2 protein-coding genes are annotated in these 1,527 nt (G+C 61.4%); one reads left to right on the plus strand and one right to left on the minus strand.

Annotation, left to right across the window (positions count from 1 at the left end; translation table 11 throughout):
- Positions 1–61: 61 nt before the first annotated feature.
- A complete protein-coding gene (locus tag ACOJTD_RS04455; protein WP_420131723.1) occupies positions 62–844 on the minus strand; it encodes a MetQ/NlpA family ABC transporter substrate-binding protein in 783 nt (260 codons plus the stop codon).
- 285 nt (positions 845–1,129) lie between these two features.
- Here ACOJTD_RS04455 and ACOJTD_RS04460 point away from each other — a divergent pair.
- A partial coding sequence (locus ACOJTD_RS04460) for a 2-oxoglutarate and iron-dependent oxygenase domain-containing protein (protein WP_420131724.1) occupies positions 1,130–1,527 on the plus strand: 398 nt, incomplete at its 3' end.

Raw genomic sequence — 1,527 nt, forward strand, 5'->3', positions numbered from 1 at the left:
CACGTCGGCGGCTGCCGTTCGGCGGAAGTTTGCGGTCGGCGCCAATGCGTCCATCGCTTCGTCACCAGGCCGCGATGATGTTGCCGTTGAACTTCTTCTGGATGAACTCCTTGACCTCCGGTGATTGATAGCTCTCGACCAGCGTCTTCACCCAAGGCTTGTCGGCATTCTTGCGCGCCACACCGACCAGGCAGACATAGTCCGACTGCTGGCTTTCGATCAGCAGCGAGTCGCGGTTGGGCACGAGGCCGGCGCTCAGCGCGAAGAACGAGGTGATCACCGAGAAATCGACGTCCTCCAACGACCGCGGCAGCTGCGCCGTCTCCATCGCCAGGATCTTCACCTTCTTGGGATTGTCGACGATGTCGAGTTCGGTCGCGCTGAAATTGCTGCCGGCCTTCAGCTTGAGCACCCCGCCCGCCTCGAGCAGCTTCAGCGCACGGCCGCCATTGGTCGGATCGTTGGGGATCGAGATCGTGGCGCCGACCGGCAGATCGGCGAGCGACTTGTGTTTCTTCGAATAGCCGGCCATCGGCAGCAGGATGGTCCGCCCCACCGAGACCACGTCGAGCCCGCGGTCACGATTCTGCTGATCGAGATAGGGCGTATGCTGGAAAGCGTTGGCGTCCAGCTCGCCATTGTGGGTGGCGACATCGATCAGCGCGCCATCGGAGAATTCCACCAGCTTGACGTCGAGCCCCTTGGCCTTGGCGACCGGCAGCAGCGCCTCGCTGATCTGCGCATGCGGACCGCTGGTGACACCGACCCGGACGGTCTCCGCGGTCGCAGGCGATGCGAGCACGATCAGGACGGCAATGATGACGGGAACGGCAAACGCTCGCATGGATTAAGTCTCTCGCAATCGGTCGGAGCATCTCGGCACGGCGACCTCGATGTCGCTACGCAGTGTCCGATGCTAGAGGCGAAGCGACGCAGCTTCAATCGGAGGCGCGAGGACGGCTATCTAAATTTTGATTAGTCGAAGGAATGTCGTTCGAAACATCGCACCGGTCGCAATGGGTACTACTTCTGGTATAATCATGACCCGGCCCGAACGGATTTGAATCGACGGTGAGCTCACCGCAAAGACGCATCGGTCCCTGGCGCGTTTCACCCGACACAGCCGAGAATGATCATCCGCTCAGGACAGCTTCGGCAAAACAAACGACGCGCGCAGCGAACCGGACGTAGTCGCGGCGGTGCTTTTTCTTCCGCGGGCTCGACAGCGCCGGACGACAGACTCATCCTCCATGGATCGATCAGCCGGAGCCATTTCATGCCCGCCATTCCTCCCACTCTTCCAATTCTCGACCTCACCCGATTCTCCGGCCATGCCGCGGACCGGACCGGGTTTCTGCAGGATGTCCGGGCCGCGGCGTTCGGGCCGGGCTTTTTCTATCTGACCGGCCACGGCATTTCGGATCGGCTGATCCGCGACGTGCTGATCGCGTCGCGTAATTTCTTTTCGCTTTCCGAGGCGGAGAAGCTGGCGATCGAAATGATCAACTCGCCGCATTTCCGCGGCTA

The organism is Rhodopseudomonas sp. (assembly GCF_048594845.1).
Taxonomy (GTDB): domain Bacteria; phylum Pseudomonadota; class Alphaproteobacteria; order Rhizobiales; family Xanthobacteraceae; genus Rhodopseudomonas.